This is a genomic window from Cognatundibacterium luofuense (genome assembly GCF_018139685.1).
Lineage (GTDB): Bacteria > Pseudomonadota > Gammaproteobacteria > Burkholderiales > Burkholderiaceae_D > Undibacterium > Undibacterium luofuense.
Window position 1 is genome coordinate 1 of the sequence record NZ_JAGSPN010000396.1, and the last position, 334, is coordinate 334.

At 47.3% G+C, this 334-nt stretch carries 1 pseudogene; it reads right to left on the minus strand.

Annotation, left to right across the window (positions count from 1 at the left end):
• A pseudogene (locus tag KDM89_RS20925) lies at positions 1–280 on the minus strand (GGDEF domain-containing protein); the annotation flags it as partial.
• Between the last annotated feature and the right edge of the window lie 54 nt (positions 281–334).

Sequence of the window (334 nt, forward strand, 5' to 3'; positions counted from 1 at the left end):
TCAGCAGCGCAGATACGATGGTCTGGGTGTCGTTACTGCTGATGGCGTCGCGCAAGGCATAATCCTTAGATACGATGGTGGCAGCCTGCACCAGATTCTGTGCATTTTTTTCTATGATACGCTGGAAGAAATTTTCATTGGTATGCAGCTCTTTGTTCAACGTCTGGCGCGCATTTTTATCTATCGCCTGATCAATAAAGCCGTAGGCAGCCAGTTGCAGTAACAGCAGCAGGCTGATGAAGAGCGCAATAATTCTTGCTTGCAGGCTGTGAAAACGCATAAATTCTCTCGTGGTTGAACTACTGGCTGGGGTAAGGGTTTGCTTAGTCGAATT